Annotated in this window: 8 protein-coding genes and 2 pseudogenes; all 10 read left to right on the top strand. The window is 60.3% G+C overall.

Annotated elements, in window-relative coordinates:
- Positions 1-627 precede the first annotated feature (627 nt).
- The gene (locus FGL98_RS24275) at positions 628-1,353 is read left to right on the top strand and encodes an amino acid ABC transporter ATP-binding protein (protein WP_281289213.1); all 726 of its coding nucleotides are present in this window, start codon (positions 628-630) and stop codon (positions 1,351-1,353) included.
- Positions 1,354-1,378: 25 nt separating this feature from the next.
- Positions 1,379-2,023, top strand: coding sequence for an amino acid ABC transporter permease (locus FGL98_RS24270; protein ID WP_246136732.1), 645 nt, complete (start codon positions 1,379-1,381; stop codon positions 2,021-2,023).
- Positions 2,024-2,042: 19 nt separating this feature from the next.
- Positions 2,043-2,675 (top strand): amino acid ABC transporter permease, encoded by a 633-nt coding sequence (locus FGL98_RS24265; protein ID WP_146321355.1) that lies wholly within the window; start codon positions 2,043-2,045, stop codon positions 2,673-2,675.
- Positions 2,676-2,719: 44 nt separating this feature from the next.
- Positions 2,720-3,613, top strand: coding sequence for a substrate-binding periplasmic protein (locus FGL98_RS24260; RefSeq protein WP_146321353.1), 894 nt, complete (start codon positions 2,720-2,722; stop codon positions 3,611-3,613).
- The gene (locus tag FGL98_RS24255) at positions 3,610-4,422 is read left to right on the top strand and encodes an SDR family NAD(P)-dependent oxidoreductase (RefSeq protein ID WP_186526372.1); all 813 of its coding nucleotides are present in this window, start codon (positions 3,610-3,612) and stop codon (positions 4,420-4,422) included. Before FGL98_RS24260 ends, FGL98_RS24255 begins: the two co-directional genes overlap by 4 nt.
- Positions 4,423-4,552: 130 nt before the next feature.
- Entirely contained in the window at positions 4,553-5,167 is a 615-nt protein-coding gene (locus FGL98_RS24250) for a GntR family transcriptional regulator (protein ID WP_186526371.1), read from the top strand.
- 137 nt (positions 5,168-5,304) lie between these two features.
- Positions 5,305-6,153 (top strand): annotated as a pseudogene (locus tag FGL98_RS24245) (ISL3 family transposase); the annotation flags it as partial.
- A gap of 62 nt (positions 6,154-6,215) precedes the next feature.
- A complete protein-coding gene (locus tag FGL98_RS26585) occupies positions 6,216-6,596 on the top strand; it encodes a recombinase family protein (RefSeq protein ID WP_246136731.1) in 381 nt (126 codons plus the stop codon).
- Positions 6,597-6,761: 165 nt separating this feature from the next.
- The gene (locus FGL98_RS26580) at positions 6,762-7,160 is read left to right on the top strand and encodes a hypothetical protein (RefSeq protein WP_246136730.1); all 399 of its coding nucleotides are present in this window, start codon (positions 6,762-6,764) and stop codon (positions 7,158-7,160) included.
- Positions 7,161-7,410: 250 nt separating this feature from the next.
- Positions 7,411-7,665 (top strand): annotated as a pseudogene (locus FGL98_RS24235) (transposase); the annotation flags it as partial.
- Positions 7,666-7,844: the final 179 nt, after the last annotated feature.

The raw sequence follows: 7,844 nt of genomic DNA, 5'->3' as shown, positions 1-7,844 counted from the left end.
CCGACGCCCACCACGAGCGACATCGCGGCCCCCTGTCACACCCTCACGCCAAAATGAGCACCAGCAAGACGGCAGACGCCGACACCCACCTCACACGCCAGACCTATGCAAGATCCGGGTTAGGCAGATTGAGCGCCTAAGGCCGGTCTCTATCTCCGATGGGCACGTCACGCTACGAAGCACCTTCGGTGCTCAGGAACGTACCGAACAGGCCGACGCAATCGTGCTTTGCACTGGCCGAGAAGCGCGTAGCGAGCTTACCGGCCTCATAGCAGGAAGCACGAAGGCAACCGTACATACGGTTGGAGATGCTTGGCGGCCGAGGCGGGTTCGCGCGGCAGTCAATGATGCAGTGAACCTGATTCCAGCAGTCAAGCGGGTACTTCTACCTGCTGGCCAATCCGTCGGCTCAGCGACCCCAGCAAACGTTGCCCACTGACTGGGAGCGGGGAATGAGTAGCGATGCCGATGGCCAGGATATCCGAGTTTGCCCCGCGCAACTATGTACCATGGCGGCGACGCGATACTTCTCTTCTGACACAGCCGGAGAAATTCCCCATGTCAAACGCCAACAGTAGAGCAGACCGAGTACCCTTACCTACCAGTACATCGGTCCACCTTGAATCCGTGACAAAAGAATTCAAAGGGCATGAAGCCGTTTCAGGCGTTACCTTGAGCGCATCGGCAGGAGAAGTTCTCGCTATTATTGGACCAAGCGGCGCGGGAAAGAGCACCCTCCTCCGATGCATCAACTTTCTGGAGATTCCGACAAGCGGACGCATAGTGATCGGCGACCAGAGTTATGATGTGACCTTAAATGGACCTCCGCGAGGCAATGAGCTCGTGAATTTGCGGCGTCGTGTGGGTATGGTGTTTCAGTCATTTAACCTTTTCCCGCACATGACAATGCTGCGCAATGTAGCCTTACCGCAAGAGCGTGTTCTCAAGCGCAAGCGAGCCGACGCTGAGGAACGATCGCGCGATCTACTCGAACTGATGGGCCTGGGCGATAAGTCCGATCAGTATCCGAACAGATGCTCAGGTGGCCAACAACAGCGAGCGGCGATCGCGCGAGCCCTCGCGTTAGACCCTGAGGTCATGCTCTTCGATGAACCGACCTCCGCTCTTGATCCAGAACTTGGGGCCGAAGTCCTTACGGCGATGAAGCGTCTCGCGGACGAAGGGCGAACCATGGTGATGGTCACTCACGAGCTTCATTTCGCTGACGACATCGCCGACTTCGTTGCCGTGATGGTCAGTGGCAGAGTTGTAGAGAGCGGGCCTCCCCATGACGTCTTGCATTCTCCTCAAAACGAGCGGGTAGCACGTTTCATCCGAGCCACAGAACGGTAGTCCTAGACTTACTAGAACGGAGCTGATGATGCGATTCATAGTCATAATTGCACGTGGCATTCCGTACACCCTCCTGTTGACTGTTGTCTCTTTCGCGATCGGAGCAGCCCTTGGCCTTCCACTGGTGGCGCTGCGCCGAAGTCGGTATGCTGTTATCCGTGCACTCACCGCACTGATCATTGAAATAGTTCGCGGCGTGCCGGTGATCGTATGGCTCTTTGTTGTCTATTTCGGCCTAGGGGCCGGAGTTATTGCGTTCACGCCACTAGAAGCCGCGATAATCGTCTTGGGCGTGACCTCCGCCGCGTACATGGCTGAGATATATCGCTCCGGAATGATCGGACTTCCATCTGGCCAATATGAGGCCGCTGCTGCTCTGGGCTTAAACCATATGACGACGGTACGCCTTGTGACGGGTCCGCAGGCCCTGCGCATAGCTCTTCCATCGGCTGTAACATATCTGCTCGCGTTGTTCAAGAATAGTTCTGTGGCATACACAATTGGCGTAACTGAGATGCTATTCTGGGCATTCAAAGAGACAGAGGAGACGCTGCAAGGAGTCTTGGTATACGGAATAGCCGGTGCCTACTACCTGCTTATGGGCTTACCGCTGGCCGTGGCCTCGCGATCGTTGGACCGCCGGCTGCGTGCCAGAGTCGCGACACAGTAGACCTCCTGGAGATGCGCTCATGGGCACTTGGCGACAATTGTTAGATGGCTTGACAGTCAGTGTCGAACTGACGGTGACAACTCTTGCAGTTGGCATACCCCTAGGCCTACTCCTAGCCGTAGCCGTAGGTAGCAAGAGCCGACCAATAAGGTGGTTTTGCATTGCCTTCGCGGAGATTGGGCGCGGGCTGCCGTGGCTTGTTTTGCTGCAGATCTTCTATTTCGGCCTGCCGGAATTCCATATTACGCTTGGGGCAATGTTAGCCGCCACGGTAGGAACAGGATGGGGTGCTGGGGCCTTCATGAGTGAAATCATCCGGGCGGGCCTGGACGCTGTGCCAGAGGGGCAACGCGAAGCGGCCGCCGCATCAGGCCTAGCATATCGCGATATTTTGCGATACGTCGTGATCCCGCAAGGGATTCGGATCGCCCTACCGCCTTTAATTGGATTCGCGATTATGGTATTCCAGGGCACGTCACTGGCTTTCACAATAGCCGTCCCCGAGCTATTGAGTCATGCCTACGGGATAGGAGCAACTACGTTTCGCTATCTGAACGTGCTTATTATGGCCGGAATCCTCTATGCAGTGATTATCGTGCCTTGCGCACTCATGGTAGGGAGGTACGAGCGGCAGTTGCGGAACTTCGTGTAACTAACGTCCAATCCTACGTCGAATCATAGAGGGAAGTGTGGATAATGGGTGCGAGCAGATGGGCTGGAGTCGCGGTCGCTGTTCTGACGGGTTCCATGGTCGTATCGGCCTGTGGCGGAAGTGGAGCGGCATCGCAGACCCCCGGGGCAAGCCCCGGCGCGAGTGGCTCCAAGACGGGTAACTGCCATCCGAAGCATCAGTTCAGCACGCTCAAGTCGGGCGTCCTAACGGTGGGCTTCACGGATCTTCCGCCCTGGACGATTCCGCAGGGCAACACGGCCGCTGGGGTTGAGGGGGTGATCCTTGAAAAGATTGCCAAGATGGAGTGTCTGTCGACCGTTCTCAAGACGGAGTCGGGAGGTTCTGGTATCGCGGACCTTACCGCGGGGCGTCTGGATATGACCTCTGGGGCGTACTATCGGACCAAGCAGCGTGCGGAGGTCGCGAACCTCAGTTCTCCGTTGTACTTGGACGAACTTGGCCTACTGTCCAAGGGTGGAGTATGCACGATTCCAGCGATGAAGGGAAAGACCGTCGGGACTATTCAAGGGTACTTATGGGTTTCTGACTTGCAGAACCTATTTGGTTCCGATGTACATCTATACCAGTCTTCGAGTGATGCCTTGCAGGACGTGTTGGCGGGACGCATTCAGGTCGATGCAGACAGTTATGGCACGATGAGCTATTTGCAGAGGACAACTTCCAGACTTAAGGGATTCAAGATCTGTGTCCCCCCGCCCGATAAGGCTGTTGCAGCTTCAGAGCTGCCCGCGCAGATCGGGTTCCCCATGGCGAAGAAGAACACTGCTATGTTGAACGCATTCAACTCCGATATCCAGGAGCTACACAAGGATGGTTTTATTAAGAAGGCCCTCGTAAAGTACGGATTGGCTGCAAAAGCAGCAGACACTGGATCGCCAAGGTTGATCGGATCGTGAATGAAGAGGCCGGGGAACTGTCTAGAAGCTGTCCCCCTCAGCTTAGCCGACATAGAGAAGGTGCGGAGGGTGGACGGGGAGTTCTTGATGGCTGCAACGCCTTAGTCACTGGAAGTACTCGGGGCATCGGCAAGGCGATCGCTGAGCGCCTGATTTTAGAAGGCGCCAGCGTGATCGTGACGGGTCGTGATGACGATGCGGGCCATCGGTTATGCCAGACAATGGGACCGAGTGCCGAGTTTGTGTCCGCCGACTTGCGCTCCAAGGCAGACGTTGCGCGACTGGTGGCTGTGGCGGTGGCACGAAACGTAGATATATTGGTCAACAACGCTGGCGTCTATCGGTTTACTTCAACGCAAGCCGTGACTGTAGACGAGTTCGACCTGCTGGTAGATACGAACCTTCGAGCCACATTTTTCCTGACCCAGTCGGTACTTGAGAGTATGCGTGAGCGCCGTCGTGGCCGGGTCGTAAATGTCACGACCACGGCCGCGTACCGACCTAACGGAGATTGCAGCGCATACGCAGCAACTAAAGCGGCAGTGGCATCGCTATCGAAAAGTTGGGCTGCGGAGTACGGCCGATATGGAATACTCGTGAATACCGTCGCGCCTGGTGTGATTTATACGGATACCGCTCGCTCGTTGGGGGAGGACGTGTTAGAAGAGATGGCAGCCAGGGCATCTCTTCGGCGAATTGGCACCGCCGAAGAGGTCGCTAGTGCAGTGTTCTTCTTGGTTAGTCCGAGCTGCAGCTACACGAGTGGAATTACCTTGTTTGTCGATGGTGGGATGCTCGTTGGAGTCTGAGGGAGTTATTCCTGACGCTAAGGGAGGGGTTGCAGTGGGAGCACCGGATGTGAGCACGCGTGGTCGTAAGGTGGTGAACGCTGTGTCAGATGGGACTCCGAGACTGCAGCCAACCCTCAGGGAGCAGACCGTGGATCTGCTGGTGAGCAGGCTGGTGTCAGGTACGATTCACCCGGGAGCCATATATTCTGCGGCCGCACTAGCGGGTGATCTTGGTATTTCTACGGGTCCAGTTCGAGAAGCGGTCCTGAGTCTCGTGCAGGATGGAGTGCTTGAGGTGGTGAAGAACCGTGGCTACCGAGTGGTCACGTTGAGCGACACGGACTTGGACGAAGTGTATGAAATGAGGTGTCTCCTCGAAGTTCCAGCGATCGGAAACGTGGCGAGACGTGGGCTGAGCGTCGGCGAGCTGGCGCGCTGCTCTGATGAAATAGCTCGGATGGGTGACCTGGTGAAAAGGGGCGACGTGAATGAGTTCTTAATAACGGACAAAGCCTTTCATCTGGGAATTATTTCGTTAACTGGTAATAGTCGGCTGGTTAAGGCTGTGGGAAAGTTGCGCGACGAGTCTCGACTGTACGGTCTCGACCATCTTGCGCGGACGCATGAACTCAACGCGGCAAATGCTGAGCATGCAGGCTTAGTGCAAGCCATTGCCTCGATGGACGTCGAGTCTGCGCAAGTAAATATGCAAGTACATCTGCGACATACTAGAGGAATCTGGGCGGCAAGAGGGGAAGAGTAGGGCCCCAGGTTAACTGGCTCTTCAGATTTGAGGGTGTAGCCGGGGTGACGTCGGTGTCGGCGCGTCGCTGACGAGATGGGGGTCGAGGCCTTCCGATGATGGAAGTTCTCACGCTCCCCATCCCGGAAGACCTCGACGTGCCCGACGCTACCTTCACCTGCCCCGACCTGACCACCTTCTGCCGACTCGACGAGCTCGGCCTCGTCGTGACCGGGCAGCGACTCGAGCGGGACCGCGCGCTGCTGGAAGTGCCGAGTGATCGAACCGGACCACTGGTGCCACCGGTGCGGGTGCCAGGGCGTGCCACGGGACACGGTGGTGCGCCGGCTCGCGCACCTGCCACTCGGCTGGCGGCCGACGACCCTGGTCGTGCGGGTGCGCCGGTATCGGTGCACCGGGTGCGCGCACGTGTGGCGGCAGGACACGACCGCTGCGGCGCAGCCGCGGGCGAAGCTGTCCCGCGGCGGGCTGGCGTGGGCGCTGGAAGGGATCGTGTGTCAGCACCTGACCCTCGCCCGTGTGGCCGAGAGCCTGGACGTCACCTGGAACACTGCGAACGACGCGGCCCTGGACGAGGGCAAGCGGGTGCTGATCGACGCACCGCACCGGTTCGACGGCGTCACCGCGATCGGCGTCGACGACTCCCCCGCGCGCTGCGCTTTCAAGCGGGAGGGACCCCCAGTGTCTGGCGGCACACCCGCAAGGGCGACAAGTACGTCACGGTGATCATTGACCTGACGCCAATCCGCAATGGCACCGGGCCTTCCCGTCTGTTGGACATGGTCGAGGGTCGGTCCAAGCAGGCGTTCGCGACCTGGCTGGCCGCCCGCCCGAAGGACTGGCAGGACCGTGTCGAGGTCGTCGCGATGGACGGGTTCTCCGGGTTCAAGACCGCCGCCGCCGAGCAGCTCCCGCATGCCACACCGGTGCTGGACCCGTTCCATGCAGTGCAGCTTGGAGGTGACGCGCTGGACGACTGCCGCCGCCCTGCGTGTCAAGGTGAGTTGAGACCAACGGTTGTTAGCAAGTTCACCCTCGCAGGGCGAGGGTGTTCCAGGACCGGCTCAGCGGGAAGAGCCGGGCGCAGCGCACCGGGCTGGCCGAGCTGCTCGAGTGGGTCCGGGAGGGGGACACGGTGCGGGTCGCGTCGATGGACCGGCTCGCGCGGTCCGTGATCGATCTCGCGCAGATCGTGGCGCAGCTGACCGACAAGGGGGTGTCGGTGGAGTTCGTGAGTGAGCGGTTGGAGTTTCGGCCGGGCGCGGATGACCCGTACGCGACGTTCCAGCTACACCTGATCGGCGCGGTCGCCGAGCTGGAGCGGTCCCCGGGAGCGGCAGCGCGAAGGCATTGCCGTGGCGAAGCAGGCGACGAAGTACCGCGGCCGGACTCGCAAGCTCTCGCCCGGCCAGGTGGAGCGGGCGCGTGAGCGGATCGCCGCTGGCGTGCCGAAGGCTCAGGTGGCCCGTGATCTGGGCTGCTCGCGCAGCGTGTTGTACGACGCCCTGGCCGAGCGTGGGCCTTACGCGGTCCCGGCGGTGTCCGAATCTGAGACACCGTCTGCTGCGGGGAGCCGGTGTCCACGGCGCCAGCGGTGGCTGTCCCGCGGGCCGATACATCTCTCGAGGACACTCCTGCGGCTGCACCGGCTCCGTTGGCGCGCACGGCAGTTCGCCGACCGCGGAAGCCCAAGGTGTACTGGCATCTCGTCGAGGTCGACGCCGACAAGGCCGACGACCTCGAGCAGTGGGTGGTGGTCGTGTCCGACCACGCCAGCGAGGCAGGAGCACAGCGCGAGCTGAACAAGCGAAGGCGGCGGGGCAGCACCCCCGTCGCGACTCCGGTACCGAGCTGCGGATCCGTTCCGACGACCAGATTCGGCGGTATCGCGTCTGGGATGTCGACCTCGGCAGGCCCGTCACCAAGCAAGGCCCTCCAGCATCCCGGATCTGATGGTCACGACCGCATTCAGCGTGAGGCAACGAGCCTGTAGGCCCGGTGCTCCCGAAGGTGACCCGGTCCCGGTCACCGCATGGTCACCGCGTCCGCTCGGGTGCCCGAGTACCTGGTCAGACCTGGGTCCCAGTGACGGGCCAGGTGGCTGCTCTCAAGTGGCGTCGGAGTTGCGTCCATAGATTTGGTGTATGAGAAGTCCAGTGATCGTGTCGCTCCGACATGAGCGCGGTCACCGGGTGAATCCTTCGAGAGAACGTTCAAATCCACCTCGAAGAAGGAGCACCACGATGACCGCTGCACCCCACACTATCGACCCTCAGGCGTTCTTGGAGGAGTCGCTTGCCCAGGCGAGCCCGGACCTGATGCGAGGGATGTTGCAGACCTTCGTCAACGCCTTGTTGTCCGAGCAGGCCGACAGCGTGTGCGGCGCGGACTACGGCACCCGAACCGGCGAGCGGACCAACCGGCGCAACGGGTACCGGCACCGTCCGCTGGACACGCGGGTGGGCACCTTGGACGTGGCGGTCCCGAAGCTCAGGACTCTGGACATAGTTGTTTGACGTTTGACCCGGCGTCGTTGTCCGAGTGAGAGATTGCCGGCTCTTCAGACCTGTGGTGGGGGTAGGTGCTCGTCGTGGGTGAGTCCGCCGCCGATCAGGAGCATGCGTAGTCGGTAGTTGTCGCGGTTGCGGAAGCCGCGGGCGATGCGCCGTTGCAGCTC

Origin of the sequence: Leekyejoonella antrihumi (genome assembly GCF_007845645.1) — a bacterium.
Taxonomy (GTDB): Bacteria; Actinomycetota; Actinomycetes; order Actinomycetales; family Dermatophilaceae; genus Leekyejoonella; species Leekyejoonella antrihumi.
Note: the sequence above shows the minus strand (reverse complement) of the source record. Positions and strands in the feature narration are given on the sequence as shown.